13 protein-coding genes are annotated in these 15,272 nt (G+C 73.9%); 6 read left to right on the forward strand and 7 right to left on the reverse strand.

Annotation, left to right across the window (positions count from 1 at the left end; genetic code table 11):
* A partial coding sequence (locus tag ACW0Q9_RS11625; RefSeq protein ID WP_456180444.1) for a DUF3500 domain-containing protein occupies window positions 1–737 on the forward strand: 737 nt, incomplete at its 5' end.
* Between the two features lie 12 nt (window positions 738–749).
* Here ACW0Q9_RS11625 and ACW0Q9_RS11630 read toward each other — a convergent pair.
* The 7 genes from ACW0Q9_RS11630 to ACW0Q9_RS11660 form a co-directional block, all read right to left on the reverse strand.
* The gene (locus ACW0Q9_RS11630) at window positions 750–1,508 is read right to left on the reverse strand and encodes a class I SAM-dependent methyltransferase (protein WP_456180446.1); all 759 of its coding nucleotides are present in this window, start codon (window positions 1,506–1,508) and stop codon (window positions 750–752) included.
* Between the two features lie 43 nt (window positions 1,509–1,551).
* Window positions 1,552–2,055 carry a DUF2231 domain-containing protein gene (locus ACW0Q9_RS11635; protein ID WP_456180448.1) on the reverse strand — a complete coding sequence of 168 codons (504 nt, stop codon included), beginning with the start codon at window positions 2,053–2,055 and terminating at the stop codon, window positions 1,552–1,554.
* A gap of 76 nt (window positions 2,056–2,131) precedes the next feature.
* The gene (locus ACW0Q9_RS11640) at window positions 2,132–2,872 is read right to left on the reverse strand and encodes a GAF and ANTAR domain-containing protein (RefSeq protein ID WP_456180450.1); all 741 of its coding nucleotides are present in this window, start codon (window positions 2,870–2,872) and stop codon (window positions 2,132–2,134) included.
* A 188-nt stretch (window positions 2,873–3,060) separates the two neighbouring features.
* Entirely contained in the window at window positions 3,061–5,355 is a 2,295-nt protein-coding gene (gene secA2, locus ACW0Q9_RS11645; RefSeq protein WP_456180452.1) for an accessory Sec system translocase SecA2, read from the reverse strand.
* 108 nt (window positions 5,356–5,463) lie between these two features.
* Window positions 5,464–7,212: an ABC transporter ATP-binding protein gene (locus ACW0Q9_RS11650; RefSeq protein ID WP_456180454.1), complete on the reverse strand. Its 1,749-nt coding sequence runs from the start codon at window positions 7,210–7,212 to the stop codon at window positions 5,464–5,466.
* A gap of 29 nt (window positions 7,213–7,241) precedes the next feature.
* Entirely contained in the window at window positions 7,242–8,330 is a 1,089-nt protein-coding gene (locus tag ACW0Q9_RS11655; protein ID WP_456180456.1) for a zinc-binding dehydrogenase, read from the reverse strand.
* Window positions 8,323–9,363: a Gfo/Idh/MocA family protein gene (locus tag ACW0Q9_RS11660; protein WP_456180458.1), complete on the reverse strand. Its 1,041-nt coding sequence runs from the start codon at window positions 9,361–9,363 to the stop codon at window positions 8,323–8,325. Before ACW0Q9_RS11660 ends, ACW0Q9_RS11655 begins: the two co-directional genes overlap by 8 nt.
* Before the next feature lie 249 nt (window positions 9,364–9,612).
* Here ACW0Q9_RS11660 and ACW0Q9_RS11665 point away from each other — a divergent pair, with 249 nt between their 5' ends.
* The 5 genes from ACW0Q9_RS11665 (at window position 9,613) to ctaD (ending at window position 15,262) form a co-directional block, all read left to right on the forward strand.
* Window positions 9,613–10,593 carry a glucosyl-3-phosphoglycerate synthase gene (locus ACW0Q9_RS11665; protein WP_456180490.1) on the forward strand — a complete coding sequence of 327 codons (981 nt, stop codon included), beginning with the start codon at window positions 9,613–9,615 and terminating at the stop codon, window positions 10,591–10,593.
* A 28-nt stretch (window positions 10,594–10,621) separates the two neighbouring features.
* Entirely contained in the window at window positions 10,622–11,776 is a 1,155-nt protein-coding gene (locus ACW0Q9_RS11670; protein ID WP_456180460.1) for a glycosyltransferase, read from the forward strand.
* Window positions 11,777–11,888: 112 nt separating this feature from the next.
* Window positions 11,889–12,353: a DUF4383 domain-containing protein gene (locus tag ACW0Q9_RS11675; RefSeq protein WP_456180462.1), complete on the forward strand. Its 465-nt coding sequence runs from the start codon at window positions 11,889–11,891 to the stop codon at window positions 12,351–12,353.
* Between the two features lie 90 nt (window positions 12,354–12,443).
* The gene (locus ACW0Q9_RS11680; RefSeq protein ID WP_456180464.1) at window positions 12,444–13,175 is read left to right on the forward strand and encodes an ATP-binding protein; all 732 of its coding nucleotides are present in this window, start codon (window positions 12,444–12,446) and stop codon (window positions 13,173–13,175) included.
* 86 nt (window positions 13,176–13,261) lie between these two features.
* Window positions 13,262–15,262: an aa3-type cytochrome oxidase subunit I gene (gene ctaD, locus ACW0Q9_RS11685; RefSeq protein WP_456180466.1), complete on the forward strand. Its 2,001-nt coding sequence runs from the start codon at window positions 13,262–13,264 to the stop codon at window positions 15,260–15,262.
* Window positions 15,263–15,272 lie beyond the last annotated feature (10 nt).

The raw sequence follows: 15,272 nt of genomic DNA on the forward strand, positions 1-15,272 counted from the left end.
CGCTCAGCCCCGCCGCGTACGCCCAGGCCATGGCGGTGGTGGCGCTGGAGGAGGTGCTCGACCGGGCGGAGGGCTGGCGGCGCGGCCGGCACAGCGGCGACTACTGGGTGGCGGTCTTCGGCGACCCGGCCCGCGACGACCGGTGGGCGTGGCGGTTCGAGGGGCACCACCTGTCGGTCAGCATGACCGTCGTCGACGACCAGGTCTCCCCCGCCCCGATCTTCCTCGGCGCCAACCCCGCCACCGTCCGGCACGCCGGCCGGCCGGTCTCCCGGCCGCTCGGGCCGGAGGAGGACCTGGCCCGTGAGCTGCTCGACGCGCTGGGGCCGGCGGGCCGGGCCGCCGCGGTCGTCGCCGACGAGGCGCCGGCCGACATCATCAGCGCCACCCGGCCCACCGCGCCGGGGCGGCTCGATCCGCTCGGCGTGCCCCGGGACCGGCTCACCCCGACCGGCCGGGCACTGCTCGACCAGCTCGTCGCGCTCTACCTGGACCGGCTCCCGCCCGAGCTGGCGGGCCGGGAGGCGGGCCGGCTGGCGGGCGGCGAGCTGCACTTCGCCTGGGCCGGCCCGGTCGGGCCGGGGCAGCGGCACTACTACCGGATCCAGGGCGACGACCTGCTGATCGAGTACGACAACACGACCGAGGACGGCAACCACGCGCACACCGTGCTGCGCCGCCCGGCCAGCGACTTCGGCGCCGACGTGCTGGCCGCCCACCACGCCGCCGCGCACTGACGCCGGGCCGGGTCAGGGGCGGCGGGCCTCGATGAGGAAACGTCGGGCGTGCGCCACGAACGGGCCCTCGGCGCGGATCCGCACGTGCAGGCGGCGCAGCTCGGCGCGGTAGCGGTCGACGGTGAAGCCCGGTACGGTCCAGACCACCTTGCGCAGGAACCAGACCACCGCGCCGACGTCGTGGAAGACGGTCCGCAGGGTGGCCGTGCGCAGGTCCACCACGGTCAGCCCGGCGGCCTCCGCGGCGGCGACCGCCTGCTCGGGGTGGCGGCTGGCCGGCGGCGGCAGCGGTCCGAGGACGGCCTCGCTCAGCTCCCGGACCGTGCCGGCGCCGATCTGCTGGGACAGGTAGCTGCCGCCGGGGCGCAGCACCCGGGCGATCTCGTCCCACCAGGTGTCCACCGGGTGCCGGCTGACCACGAGGTCGAACGAGGCGTCGCGGAACGGCAGCGGCGGCCGGTCGGCCACCTGGACCACGCCGGCCCCGATGCGGCCCAGGGTGTGCCGGGCGACCGGCACGTTCGGCGGCCACGCCTCGGTGGCGACCAGCAGCGGCGGTGGGACGGGGACCGCGGCCAGCACCTCTCCCCCGCCGGTGTCGATGTCCAGGGCGGCGCCGACGGTGGCCATCCGGGCGCCGACCAGGCGGGCGTACCCCCAGGGCGGGCGTTCCTCGGTGGCCCGCCCGACGAGCCAGGAGAAGTCCCAGCCCTCGACCGGCGCCGCCGCGCCCTCGGCGATCAGCTCGTCGGCATCCTGACCGGTGTTCACCCGCCGAGCCTGCCGACCGGGTACGGCCGGCGGCAAGGCGTTTTCAGGCCTTGGGGCGGATGATCTCCACGGTGGCGCCGGGGATGTCCCGCAGCGCCTCGAAGCCGGTCGGCTCGGTGGCGCGGCCCCGGTCGAACTGGCGCATCAGGCGGGCGCCCAGCCACACCCCCACCGAGCCCACGGCCAGCCCGAGCAGTTCGGTGGCGACCTGGACGCCGTTCGCGCCGCGCTGCGGCGCGTGCGCCCGGATCAGGCAGGTGAGCAGGAACAGCGCCGCCATCGCGGCGTTGACCAGGTTGAACGTGACCGCGGTCCGGCGGGTCCGGCCGGACCGCACGTCCCACAGGTCGACCATCCCGGCGACCATGGTGAGCGCGGCCGCGACCAGGGCGGCGACCGCCGTCCAGTAGCCCACCTCGCCGAGGAACGCCGGACCGCCGGCGACGTCGGCCAGGTCGAAGACCACGGCGCTGACGAACAGTCCGAACGGGAACGTCACCAGCATCGGTTGGATCGGGTGTCCCTGCACCCGCAGCCGGCTCTCCATCGGTTCCTCCCCAGGTCGGAGCAGCTCACCAGTCCAGGGTGCTACCCGAGGCCCACCGGGGTGAAACGAATGTCGCTCAGTTGTCCCGGGACCGGGAGACGGTGAGCACGAGCCGCTCGGCCACCTCGCGCAGCGGTATGTCCAACGAGGAAGCGGCGCTGCGGAGCACGTCCAGGGCCTCCGCGGCGGGACAGCCGCGCTGGGTCATGATGACGCCGACGGCCTGCCCCACGACCCCCTCCGCCAGCGACGCGGTGTCGAGCTGGTCGGCCCGGGCGGCCTGCCGCTCCCGGTCCCGGGTGGCGGCCAGCAGCAACCCGGCGTGCTCGGCGAGGAGCATGGCGGTGAGCTGGTGCCGGGGGGTGAGCGCGGCGGCCGACTCGGCGTAGAGGTTGATCGCGCCGATCACCTGCTCGTCCACGTCCACCGGCGCGGAGATCACCCCGTGCACGCCGAGCCCGCGGGCCCGCTCCGCCCAGGCCGGCCAGCGCGACTCGCCCGCAAGGTCGGCCGCGGTGATCATCTCGCGCCGCCGGATGGCGGTCATGGCGGGTGTGTCCGGGCCGTGCCGCAGGTCGTCCAGCTCCGCCCGCTCCGGGTCGGAGGCGGCCACCCCTGCGGGCTCACCGGCGCGCAGCGCGGTGAAGCCGCAGCAGTCCACCCCGGGTACGGCGTCCCGGGCGATCTTGACCAGCCGGGCCAGCGCCTCGTCGAAGTCGGCGACCGCGATCAGGCCGGCGGTCAGCTCGCGCAGCAGCGCGGCGGTCTCCAGCACCCCGAGCGTGTCGATCATGGGCTCCCGCGTGTCGAGGTTCACCGGGCCACGGCCTCCGCCACCTCCGCGTCCGTCCACGCGGTGTCCCCGTCCGGCGCCGTTGCCTGTCCCATGTTCGCTCTCTCCCTGACTCGAAGCCTCGGCCTACTACCCTCGCAAACCGGGATCGAAACCGCGCAAAGGGGTCCCTTCCGGCGCGGGCGCGCGCCGGAAGGGACCCCTTGCGGCGGTCAGCGGGAGCCGGAGATGAGCCGCCGCCCCACCGAGGCGATCAGCCGGTCCAGCTCGGAACCGAACGGGTTGTCGTGCACCAGGTACGTCCAGGTGGCGGTCGGCCGCACCAGCTTCGCGGCGTCGGGCTCCCACCCGTCGGCGAACTCGGTCTCCTCGAAGGTGGCGATGGTGCGCGTCTCGATCTCGGGGACCAGCGCGTTGAACGCCGGCACCGCGCTGCGGTGGAACTCGTCCAGCGGGTCGAGCCGGCCCAGCGCCCGCAGGTGCACGCCCTCGCGCACCTCGGACAGCTCGGCCAGGTGCTCGGCCCAGAGCCGGTCGAGGTGGTAGAGAGCGATCGACCGGGCCACCTCGGCGAGCAGGTCCTCGTCCATCTCGCCGGCCTTCTCCGGCACCCGCTCCAGCAGCATCAGCGCCGCGATGTCGCTGGTCAGCAGCCGCTCGCGCCGCTCGGCGAGCGCCTTGCGCTGCTGCTCGATCACCACGCTGTAGCGCCAGGTGTTGCGGTGGATCTCGTGGTTGACGCCCTCGGCGACCCGCTGGGCGTGCTCCACCGCGTAGTCGACCTGCGGGTCGGTGACCAGGCCGTCGGCGTTCATCCGCGGCGACGGCGGGACGGTGTCACCGGCGTGCCGGACGACCAGGTCGTCCTCCAGGCTGACGAGGAAGACCGAGCCACCCGGGTCGCCCTGCCGGCCGGCCCGGCCGCGGAGCTGGTCGTCGACCCGGCGGCTGTCGTGCCGGCCACTGCCGATCACGTAGAGGCCGCCCAGGTCGGCGACCCGCTCCCGGTCGGCCTGGTCGCTGCCGCCGAGCCGGATGTCGACGCCCCGGCCGGCCATCTGGGTGGAGACGGTCACCGCGCCGTACGCGCCGGCCTCGGCGATGATCGCCGCCTCCTCGTCGTCGTTCTTGGCGTTGAGGACCACGCACGGCACCCCGGCGGCGTGCAGGCCGGCGGCCAGCCCCTCGGACTCCTTGACGTCGAGGGTGCCGACCAGCACCGGACGGCCGGCCTCGTGGCAGCGCTTGATCTCGTCGATCAGCGCCTCCTCCTTCTCGGCCCGGGTGGCGTAGATCCGGTCCGGCTCGTCCTCCCGGATGCACGGGGTGTTCGGCGGGATCACCGCCACCTCGAGGCCGAAGAACTCGCGGAGCTGGTCGCCGACGAGCACCGCGGTGGCGGTCATCCCGCAGACCGTCGGGTAGAGCGCGATGAACGCCTGCACGGTGACGGTGCCGAGCACCTCGCCCTCGGCGGTGGCGTCCAGGCCCTCCTTGGCCTCGACCGCCGCCTGGAGCCCGTCCGGCCAGCGGCGGCGCTGGGCCACCCGGCCGCGCATCTCGTCGATCAGCTCGACCGACTTCTCGCGGACGATGTAGTCGACGTCGCGGTGCAGGAGGGCGTGCGCGTGCAGCGCCACGTTGACCGCGGAGAGCTGCGCGACGTGCTCCTCGTCGTAGAGGTCGATGCCGCCGAGCTTGGCCTCGACCGTGGCCAGGCCGGCCGAGGTGAAGGCGACGCTGCGGCCGTCCTCGGCGATCGTGTAGTGCCGGCCCTTGCGCAGGCCGCGGACCAGCGCGGCGGCGGCGTGCACCGGGTCCTGCTCGCCGGGGACCGCGCCGGCCAGCACCATGGGCACCCGGGCCTCGTCGATGAGGATGGAGTCGGCCTCGTCGACGATCGCGGTCTTCAGCGGCGGCTGGACGCGGTCGTCGATGTCGGTGACGAGCTGGTCGCGGAGGAAGTCGAAGCCGGCCTCGCTGACCGCCACGTAGGTGACGTCGCAGGCGTAGGCGGCGCGCCGCTCCTCGGGGGTGGACGCCTCGTTGACCCAGCCGACGGTCAGCCCGAGCAGGGTGTAGACCGGGCCCATCCACTCGGCGTCGCGGCGGGCCAGGTAGTCGTTGACGGTGAGCACGTGCACCGGGCCGTTGCCCATCCGGACGTGCCCGTACGCGGCGATGGTCGCGGTGAGCGTCTTGCCCTCACCGGTGGCCATCTCGGCGACCTTGCCGGAGAGCAGCGCCATGGCGCCGAGCAGCTGGACGTCGTAGGGCCGCTGGTCGAGGCCGCGGCGGGCCGCCTCGCGACCGATCGCGCAGATCTCCTCGTAGCCCGTGGCCTGCCCGGCGGCCTCGGTCAGCTCGGCGTCGGAGAGCTTCTCCAGCTCCGCCTCGCGGGCCTCGATGGCCGGCAGCAGCTTCTCCAGCGGAGCCAGGTCGACCGTCGTCCCCGGGCGCTCGAGGAACCGCCGGAACCTGCTCTTCAGACGTTGCGACACACCCATGAGCGGCAACGGTACGCGAACCGGAGCCGATTGTGGCCCCCGCCCGGCGGGGGTGCCGGGCGGTGTCGGGGTTTCGAGCTGTTTCCGCAGGTCAGGGCGGTTTCTTGATCAGCCGACCAGGAGCTGGTGGGTGGCCAGCTCGCGGTAGAGCGGGCTGGTCGAGGTCAGCTCGTCGTGGGTGCCCACGGCGACCACCCGGCCGGCGTCCAGCACCACGATCTGGTCGGCGTCCACGACGGTGGAGAGGCGGTGCGCCACGATGAGCAGGGTGCGGCGCACCGCGACGGCGTCGATGGCCCGGCGCAGCGCGGCCTCGTTGCGGGCGTCGAGGTTGCTGGTCGGCTCGTCCAGCAGCAGCACCGGCGGCCCGGCCAGCAGCGCCCGGGCGATGGCCAGCCGCTGCCGTTCCCCGCCGGAGAGCAGCACGCCGCCCTCGCCGACCTGCACGTCCAGCCCGTCGGCGGTCCGCTCGGCCAGGTGCCCGAGGTTGACCTCGTCGAGCACGCCGCGCAGCCGGTCGTCCGTGGCGTCGGGCGCGGTGATCAGCAGGTTGTCCCGGAGCGTGCCGGCGAGCACCGGGGCCTCCTGCTCGACGTAGCCCAGCCGGGCCCGCAGCGCGTCCCGGGGCAGGTCGCGCACGTCCATCCCGTCCAGGCGCAGGGTGCCCCCGGTCACCTCGTAGAAGCGCTCCACGAGGGCGAGCAGGGTGGACTTGCCGGCGCCCGAGGGGCCGACCAGGGCGGTGCGGGTGCCGGCCGGCACGGTGAAGCTCACCCCGTGCAGCACCGGCGGGCCGCCCGGATAGCCGAAGGTGACGCGGTCGAACTCGACCGCCGCCGGCCCGGTCGCGCGGGGCACGGCGGTCACCGGGGCCGGCCGCTCGTCCGCCCCCTCCCCCGGCACGGCCAGGATCTCCTCGATCCGGGCCAGCGCGCCGAGCCCGCTCTGCAACTGGGTGTACGCGTGCACCGCCTGCCCCAGCGGCAGCACCAGGAAGAACAGGAACATCACGAAGGCGACCAGGTCGCCCACGCTGATCGCCCCGGCCGCCACCCGGGCACCGCCCACGGCCAGCACCAGCAGGAAGGCGCCCTGGACGGTGACCGTGCTGGCCGGGCCCACCACCGCCTGGGCCCGGGCCACCCGTAGCCCGGCCGCGTACGCGTCGGTCGCGCTCGCCACCACCGTGGCCGTCTCCCGCCGCTCGGCCCGGCTGGCCCGGATGGTCCGGGCCGCGGAGATGGCCCGCTCGACGGCGGAGGTCATCTCGCCGACCCGTTCCTGGGCCTGGCGGGCCAGCCCCCGGACCCGGCGGGCGACGGTCAGGGCGAAGCCGACGCCGATCGCGACGGCGGCCAGGGTCACCCCGAACAGCAGCGGGTCCAGCAGCAGCATGGCGGTGCCGGCGCCGAGCACCATGACCGCCCCGGTGACGGTCTCGAAGAGGCCGGAGGTGACCACCGCCCGCAGCAGGGTGGTGTCCGCGCCGACCCGGGAGAGCAGGTCGCCGGTGCGGCGCCGGTCGTACTCGGCGATCGGCAGCCGCAGCACGTGCCCGGCGAGCCGCCGCCGGGTGCCCAGCACCAGCCCCTCGGCGGTGCGCTGGAGCAGGTAGTCGCGCAGTCCGCCGAGCAGCGCGCCGACCACCACCAGGGCCACCAGGACGGCGACCAGGGCGGCCGCCGGGCGGCCGGCGGTGATCCGGTCCAGCACGCCCCGGGTGAGCAGGGGCTGGGCCAGCGCCGCCCCGGCGCCGGTGAACGACAGCACGCCCACCGTGAAGAGGGTGCCGCGGTGGGCGCGCAGGTACGGCAGCAGGGCGGCGAGCCCCGGCGGGCGGCCGGCTTCGGTGGTCATGGCAGCACCGTAACCGGGACCGCCCAGGCTCAGCCGGTGAGCACCACCTGGAGCTCGGACCGGCGCCGCTCCGCCAGGTCGGTGAGCAGAGCCGGCGCCTCCTCCAGCGGCACCACCGCGGAGACGACGTGCTTGCGGATCAGGTCGCCGTACTGGCGCAGCAGCTCGACGGTCTCGGCGGAGAGCCGCTCCCGGTCCCAGGTCGGGGCCAGCCCGCGCGGCACCCGGCCGATCTGGGCGCAGCGCAGCGACAGCCCGTTGTGGTGGAACTCCTCGCCGAGCCGGACCGCGTCCGCGCCGGCCTGGTAGAACGCCAGGTCGATCACGGTGCCCTGGGGGCGCAGCAGGCGCAGCGCGAGCTGGAGCGCCCAGTCCTGGCCCCGGCACTGGAAGACCACGTCCGCGCCCCGGTCGCCGGCGGCGTGGTTCCAGCGGGTCTTGAGCACCACGGCCGGGTCGTCCGCCGCCGGGTCGAGGGTCTCCAGGCCGAGCGCCTCGGCCACCTCCCGGCGGGCCGGGGTGGGGTCGAGGACCACCACGGAGGCGGCACCGTGCCGCCGGGCGAACAGCGCGGTGAGCAGTGCGACCACCCCGCTGCCGACCACCGCCACCCGCCGGCCGCGCACCCCGTCGCCGAGCGAGCGGACGTCGGTGCCGCACAGGTCGGCGGCGGCGTGCAGCAGGCCGTTGGCGCAGATCGGCCCCATGTGCGCGACGTAGACGCCGAGCAGCGGGTCGAGGTCGTCGGGCAGCGGCACGAACCGCTCGGCGACCGGGTCGGCGACGTACCCGCTGCGGTGGCCGTACGTCATGGCGCCGACCGTGCCCACGGCGACGGCCGGCGTGCGGCTCTCCACCACCCGGCCGACCTGCATGTAGCCCAGCCGGGTGACCGGGTACGGCGTGCTGGCCTCGCCGGGCTGGAACAACCCGAGGCCGGCGTCCCAGGTGACGTGCAGGTAGGGGTTGGTGCCCTTGACGTAGCTCAGCTCGGTGCCGGCGGAGACCCCGCTGTAGAGCGTCTCCACCCGGAAGGTGCCCTCGCGCAGCTCGGCCGCGTCCTGCTCGACCAGCTCGACCCGGCCCGGTCCGCTGACCACCACCACCCGGTCACGCATCGACGGTCACCCCCGTCGGCCCGGCCGGCACCGCGTCGGCGACCGCGGCGGTGATCCGCGCGGCCGGCCCGGTGGGCAGCGCCACCGCCCGCCCGGTACGCGCCGACTCGGCCACCGCCAGGGCGAGCCGCTGGGTGCGCAGCGCCTCGGCGTACGGGACCCGGACGTCGTCACCGATCCCCCGCACGGCGTCGACGAAGGCCCGGTCGACGGCCACCCGGGCGCCGTCCGGGTCGGCGGGCAGGTGCCGCTCGCCGTCGGCGTCGCAGACGGTCAGGCCGTCCTCGGCCAGCGACAGGGCCATCCCGTCGGCGAGGATCTCCAGGCCGGCCCGGTGCTTCCACCCGAGCACGCAGGCCGCGGCGAGGGTGCCGACCGCGCCGGAGGCGAAGCGCAGGGTGGCCGCGGTCACCGAGTCGATGTCCGCGCCCTCCACCGGCGGCGGGCTGCCGTCGCCGTACGCGGTCACCTCGGTGGCCTCGCCGACCAGCAGCCGGACCAGGTCCAGCACGTGCGCCGCCTGTTCGACGACCGGCCCGCCGGAGCGGTCCCGCCGGGCCCACCAGGCGACCGGCGGCACCTTGTCCAACCAGGCCCCGTTGACCATCCGCACCGGACGGTCGGCGAGCAGTTGCCGGGCCTCCTCCACCACGTGCAGGTAGCGCCAGTGGTGGCCGACCCCGGTGAGCAGGCCGCGCCGTTCGACCAGCGCGGCGACGCGCTCGGCGGTCTCCAGGTCCACCGCCACCGGCTTCTCCACGAACATCGGCACGCCGGCGGAGATCACCGCCTCCTCGACCGGGCCGTGCGCGAACGGCGGCACGCAGACGTACACCGCGTCCGGGCCGGCGGCGAGCAGGTCGTCGATGTCACGGAAGGTCCGGGCGCCGTGCGCGCCGGCCAGCTCCTCCGCCGCGTCCGGGGCGACGTCGGTCACCCCGAGCAGTTCCACGTCCTCGAAGCCCGTCAACACCCGGGCATGGCGTTGCGCCACCCCGCCGGCTCCGACCAGTCCCACCCGGCACGTGCGCATCTTCTCGACCCTCTCACCGCGACGACAGACTGCCGAGAGCACTCCCCGGACGGCCGCGTGGCCAAACGCCGACGGACGCGCAATCAGACGTTCACCGGGCGGGAACCGACCGGTACCCGGGTCGTGATCAAGCTGTTAGGCATGATCCGGTTAGCACGGGCAGCGAAATGGGAAAACCAGAAGCCCGTGGTTCCGCCACAACCTGGGGGTGTGCCCGTGCGGGATACAGATTCGATCGTCTCACCAGTGGTGGAGGCCTGGGCCACCTACCGCACCACCTCCGCCGACGACTGGCCGACGCGGCGCCTGCTGCGCGCCAAGGGCGAGACCCGGGTCAGCGTGGTGCTGCCGGCCCGCAACGAGGAGGCGACCGTCGGCGCGATCGTGTCGACGATCCGGCAGCACCTGATGGACCGGGCGCCGCTGGTGGACGAGCTGATCGTGGTGGACTCCCGGTCCACCGACCGGACCGCGCAGGTGGCCCGGGCGGCCGGCGCCGAGGTGGTCAGCCAGGACGCGATGACGCGCGGGCTCCCGCGGCTCACCGGCAAGGGGGACGCGCTCTGGGCCGGGCTGGCGGCGGCCGAGGGCGACGTGGTCGCGTTCGTCGACGCCGACCTGCGGGAGTTCCGGCCGCACTTCGTCACCGGGCTGCTCGGTCCGCTGCTCACCGACCCGTCGGTCGAGTTCGTGAAGGGCTTCTACCACCGGCCGCTGGTCCGGGCGACAAGCGTCGAGGCCGACGGCGGGGGCCGGGTGACCGAGCTGATGGCCCGGCCGCTGCTCAACCTGTTCTGGCCGGAGCTGGCCGGCTTCGTGCAGCCGCTCGCCGGTGAGTACGCCGGCCGCCGCGAGGTGCTGGAGCAGGTGCCGTTCGTCTCCGGCTACGGCGTGGAGACGGCCATGCTCATCGACCTGCTGGAACTGGTCGGGCTGGACGCGCTGGCCCAGGTGGACCTGGGCGAGCGCAAGCACCGCCACCAGGACACCGCCGCGCTGGGCCGGATGTCGGCCCAGATCATGCTGACCGCCTGGTCCCGGTTGCAGCGGCGCGGCTGGGCGGCACCGGGCGTGGACCCGACCGCCCTGCTGACCCAGTTCCGGCGGGGTGGCTCGGAGGCGCTGCCCAACCTGGACCGAGAGATCGTGGTCAGCGACGTCTCGATCGAGGAACGGCCGCCGCTGGCGGAACTGCGACACCGGGTGCCGCGGCGTCGGGTCGCGGCATGAGCGCCACCGAGGAAAGGGACCGCGCCCGATGACTCTCACCGTCCTGATGAACGCCGGTCCCTGGTTGTCCGTGCCACCGCCCGGCTACGGCGGGATCGAGAACGTGGTCGCCACGCTGGTGCCGGAGCTGCGCCGGCTCGGCGTGCGGGTGGTGCTCGCCTCGGTGGAGAGCAGCACGCTGCCGGTCGACGAGAAGATCGCGGTCTTCCCGGACGGGCAGTTCCACGCCCTGCAACGGCCGTACAACCAGGTCTGCGGGGTGTCCCAGGCGCACCTGAACGGGGTGGTCCGCGCGCTGCACAGCCGCGACGACATCGACCTGGTGCACGACCACGTGGAGGCCGTCGGGCTGGCCACCCTGGCCGCGATGGGTCCGGACGGCCCGCCGGCGCTGCACACCCTGCACTGGGACCTGGCCAAGCACCCGGAGCTCTACGGCAACCTGGACGGCGGCGACCGGGTGCGGGTCAACGGCGTCTCCGCGTCGCAGCTCGCCCGGGCGCCCCGGGCCCTCCAGGAGCACTCGGTAGGCCACGTGCACCTGTCCACCCCGCTCGCCGTCGACGCCGACCGTCGGCCCGTGGCGGAGAAGGGCGAGCACGTGGTTATCCTGGGTCGGATCAATCCGGGCAAGGGGCAGGACCTGGGCGCCCGGCTGGCCCGGCAGGTCGGCTTCCCGCTCGTGCTGGCCGGCCCGGTCGGCCCGTACCACCGGCCCGAGGACCTGGCGGCGGCGGGTGACGAGGCGCGGCAGAACCCGGACGTGCGGTTCTTCTACGAGCAGGTGGCCCCCCACGTCGACGGGGACCTCGTCCGCTGGGTCGGCACGGTCGCCGGGCAGGAGCGCGACGACCTGGTGGCCGGGGCGCGGGCGTCGCTGTTCCCGCTGCGCTGGGAGGAGCCGGGCGGCACCGCGGTGGTCGAGTCGCTGGCGCTCGGCACGCCGGTGGTGGCCATGGCCCGGGGCTGCCTGCCGGAGCTGATCGAGCACGGCCGCACCGGGCTGCTCACCACCGACGAGGAGGAGCTGGGCGACCTGGTGCTGGCCGCCGGACTGCTCGAGGAGGGCGAGTGCCGGCGCGAGGCGGCCGCCCGGTTCACCCCGGAGGTGATGGCCCGGCGGTACGTCGAGCTGTACCAGGAGGTCCGCCGGCTCGCCGCCCGGCCGCTGGCGCTCGCCTGAGCCGTACCGTTGCTAGCTCCGGACCGTCCCCGGACGGTCCGGGGCGGGCACTTGTTTGACCGCGGTGTCCCCGGGAAAGCCGCCCGGTCCCTTGTCTGGCAAGGAGGCCGGCATGACGAATTCGATGGCCCACTCCCGCGGGCGACGCAACCCGGCCGACGGCCGGGCGCCCGTACGCCGGGCCGCGGCGACCGTCGGCGTTATCTTCCTGGTGATCGGCGTGCTGGGCTTCATCCCCGGCATCACCACCCAGTTCGACGACCTGAAGTTCGCCGGGCACGACTCCGAGGCGAAGCTGCTCGGGCTGTTCCAGGTCTCCGTGCTGCACAACATCGTGCACCTGGTGTTCGGCGTCGCCGGCCTGCTGCTGGCCCGGACGATCTCCGGGGCCCGGGCGTTCCTGATCGGCGGCGGCGCGATCTACCTCGTGCTCTGGCTCTACGGTGTGGTGGTCGACCACGACAGCGGGGCGAACTTCCTTCCGCTCAACGGCGGGGACAACTGGCTGCACTTCCTGCTCGGCGCCGGCATGATCGCCCTCGGGCTGCTCACCACCCGTGACCGCAATCGCCGCTGACCAGGCGCGCCCGGGGCGCATGTCCGGTTTCACCCGCCCCGGGCGCGGGTACTTCCCAGGTCCCCCCGACGAGACCGAAACGAGGGACTGATGTCGACCCGGATCAGGTGCGAGGTCCGCGACGAGTCGCCGGTCACCGTCGTACGGCTGGCCGGCGCGCTCGACCTGGGCACGATGCGCTCGGTGCACACGGTGCTGGACCGGTGCCTGGCCGCGCAGCCGGACGCCCTCGTGGTCGACCTGGCGCAGCTCGACGTCACGGACCCGCTCGCCCTTTCCGTCTTCGCCGCCGCGGCCCGCCGGGCCGCGGACTGGCCGGCCGTGCCGATGGTGCTGTCCGCCCCGCCGCCGGAGGCGGCGGCCTGGCTCGCCGAGACCACCGCCTGCCGGGTGGTGCCGGTCCGCCGCGACTGCGCGGAGGCGACCGCGCTGGCCGGCGCGGAGGCGACGCCACGGCTGCGGGCCCGGCTGGAGCCGGTGGCCGGGGCCTGCCGGCGGGCCCGCGAGCTGGTCACCGACGCGTGCGCCCGGTGGAACGTCCCGGAGCTGGCCGGCCCGGCCTCGCTGGTCCTCACCGAGCTGGTCGGCAACGTCGTCCGGCACGCCGGCACCCCGATGCAGGTGACGCTGACCCTGCGGCGGCCGTATCTGCGGGTGGCGGTGATGGACGGCAGCCCGGCCGACCCGCGCGTGGCGACCGACCGCGACCTGCGGGCCGAGGGCGGGCGCGGGCTGATGCTGGTCCGCGACCTGACCCAGCGCTGGGGCAGCACCCCGGCGGGCGCCGGCAAGGTGGTCTGGGCCATGCTGCCGGCGAACTGACCGAATTCTCCGCTCTCGCCTGGTTTGATGGGTAGCGGGCCGGGTACGCGTGCCCGTCCTGTCTGTCGTCATACGGGGTGAGAGCCATGCCCAAACGGGTAGTCACGGAGCCACGCGACCGCGGGCCGGCGATCCTCGCGCCGGCCCGGTTCGGCGGGTATCCCGGACCGGTCCGGGAGGCGACCAGGGGCAACACCCTGTGGCGGCTGCTGCGCACCACCGACGCGAAGCTCATCGGGCTGCTGTACCTGATCACCTCGTTCATATTCTTCCTGATCGGCGGCGTGCTGGCCCTGGTGCTCCGCGCCGAGTTGGGCCGCCCGGGGATGCAGATCGTCTCCCCGGAGCAGTACAACCAGCTGTTCACGATGCACGGCACGATCATGCTGCTGCTGTTCGCCACGCCACTGGTGTTCGCCTTCGGCAACTACATCGTTCCGCTCCAGATCGGCGCGCCCGACGTCTCGTTCCCCCGGCTGAACGCCCTGGCGTACTGGCTGTACCTGTTCGGCGGCACGATGGTGCTGGGGGGCTTCGCCACCCCGGGAGGCGCGGCCGACTTCGGCTGGTTCGCGTACACGCCGCTGAGCACGGCGCAGCACAGCCCGGGAGTGGGCGGGAACCTGTGGGTGGTCGGGCTGGTGGTCTCCGGACTCGGCACCATTCTCGGCGCGGTCAACATGATCACGACGATCGTCACCCTGCGCGCACCGGGCATGACGATGTTCCGGATGCCGATCTTCACCTGGAACCTGCTGCTCACCAGCGTCCTGGTGATCTTCGTGTTCCCGCTGCTCGCCGCGGCGCTCCTGGCCCTGGGCTCGGACCGGCTCCTGAACTCGCACGTCTACGACCCGACCACCGGCGGGCCGATGCTCTGGCAGCACCTGTTCTGGTTCTTCGGCCATCCCGAGGTCTACATCGTGGCGTTGCCGTTCTTCGGCATCATCACCGAGATCATCCCGGTCTTCGCCCGCAAGCCGATCTTCGGCTACACCGGTCTGGTGCTCGCCACCATCGCGATCACCGTGCTCTCGATGACCGTCTGGGCGCACCACATGTTCGTCACCGGGCAGGTGCTGCTGCCGTTCTTCAGCATCCTCAGCTATCTCATCGCGGTGCCCACCGGAGTGAAGTTCTTCAACTGGATCGGGACCATGTGGAAGGGGCAGATCACTTTCGAGACGCCGATGCTCTTCGCGGTCGGCTTCCTGGTCACCTTCCTGTTCGGTGGCCTGACCGGCGTGCTGCTGGCCAGCCCGCCCGCCGACTTCCACGTCTCCGACACGTACTTCGTGGTGGCGCACTTCCACTACGTGCTCTTCGGCACCATCGTGTTCGCAGCCTTCGGCGGCGTCTACTTCTGGTTCCCGAAGATGACCGGGCGGCTTCTCGACGAGCGGCTGGGCAAGATCCACTTCTGGACCATGTTCACCGGCTTCCACATGACGTTCCTGGTGCAGCACTGGCTGGGCGCCGAGGGCATGCCCCGCCGGTACGCCGACTACCTGGCCGAGGACGGCTTCACGGTGCTGAACGACATCTCCACCATCGGGTCGTTCATCCTCGGCGCGTCCACCCTGTTCTTCATCTACAACGCCTGGAAGTCGTGGCGGTACGGCGCCATGGTCACCGTCGACGACCCCTGGGGCTTCGGCAACTCCCTGGAGTGGGCCACGACCTGCCCGCCGCCGTTGCGCAACTTCGACCGGATGCCGCGGATCCGCTCCGAGCGGCCGGCCTTCGACGCCAAGTACGGCCCGCTGGTCGCCGACCTGGGCCGCGACCTGCCGCAGCGCACCACCAAGCCGCCGCAGCACTTCGCCGAGGCGCTGCACCACGAGCGGCACGTCCCGGAGTCGCCGGCCGCCGAGGGCGCGCACGGTGCCCGCGAGGCGGTCGAGTATCAGCCCGCACCGCAGTCCGGCGCGCGGCCGGTCGACGTGCCGGAGCCGGAGGAGGTACGCCGGCCCAGCTTCGACGAGACCGACGAACCGGAGGACACCCAGCTGGGCCCGCAGCGCAGCAAGCCGTCTCACCCCCGCTGGGAGCACCCCCGCGGGCCCGGGGACACCGAGGAGAACTGAGCAGGACCAC

The organism is Micromonospora sp. I033 (assembly GCF_053890995.1).

Excerpts from the sequence above, each read along its gene's own strand:
- ACW0Q9_RS11635 (WP_456180448.1), bottom strand. The coding sequence starts at position 2,055 with ATGGAGAGCCGGCTGCGGGTGCAGGGACACCCGATCCAACCGATGCTG.
- secA2 (WP_456180452.1), bottom strand. The coding sequence starts at position 5,355 with ATGGGTGTGTCGCAACGTCTGAAGAGCAGGTTCCGGCGGTTCCTCGAG.
- ACW0Q9_RS11650 (WP_456180454.1), bottom strand. The coding sequence starts at position 7,212 with ATGACCACCGAAGCCGGCCGCCCGCCGGGGCTCGCCGCCCTGCTGCCG.
- ACW0Q9_RS11655 (WP_456180456.1), bottom strand. The coding sequence starts at position 8,330 with ATGCGTGACCGGGTGGTGGTGGTCAGCGGACCGGGCCGGGTCGAGCTG.
- ACW0Q9_RS11660 (WP_456180458.1), bottom strand. The coding sequence starts at position 9,363 with ATGCGCACGTGCCGGGTGGGACTGGTCGGAGCCGGCGGGGTGGCGCAA.
- ACW0Q9_RS11670 (WP_456180460.1), top strand. The coding sequence starts at position 10,622 with ATGACTCTCACCGTCCTGATGAACGCCGGTCCCTGGTTGTCCGTGCCA.
- ACW0Q9_RS11675 (WP_456180462.1), top strand. The coding sequence starts at position 11,889 with ATGACGAATTCGATGGCCCACTCCCGCGGGCGACGCAACCCGGCCGAC.
- ACW0Q9_RS11680 (WP_456180464.1), top strand. The coding sequence starts at position 12,444 with ATGTCGACCCGGATCAGGTGCGAGGTCCGCGACGAGTCGCCGGTCACC.
- ctaD (WP_456180466.1), top strand. The coding sequence starts at position 13,262 with ATGCCCAAACGGGTAGTCACGGAGCCACGCGACCGCGGGCCGGCGATC.